Origin of the sequence: Catenulispora rubra (genome assembly GCF_015356825.1) — a bacterium.
GTDB lineage: Bacteria > Actinomycetota > Actinomycetes > Streptomycetales > Catenulisporaceae > Catenulispora > Catenulispora rubra.
The window spans coordinates 1-255 of record NZ_JAACYW010000864.1 but is presented as its reverse complement, the minus strand read 5'-3'; the positions used below and the strand labels follow the sequence as shown (position 1 = coordinate 255).

The following is a 255-nucleotide window of genomic DNA, read 5'->3' as shown; positions in this document are numbered from 1 at the left end:
CCAGATCGACGCCATCCGCGCCGAGGCCGCGAAACGGAACGCGCCGATCCACATCCTGATCGACGTCATACACGTCCTGCAATACCTGCACCACGCAGCCCACATCCTGCACAACGACGACACCGACGCAGCGGTCGCCGAATGGGCCCTGACCATCCTGAACGGCAGATCCGCGGACGTTGTCGACCACCTCGCCGCCGCGGCCGCAACTCGGAACGACCCCGAAGACCGCAAGAAAATCGGCGAGACCGTCAC

General features: G+C 65.1%; 1 pseudogene. It reads left to right on the top strand.

The features are described 5' to 3' along the window. A pseudogene (locus tag GWK61_RS55760) lies at positions 1–255 on the top strand (hypothetical protein); the annotation flags it as partial.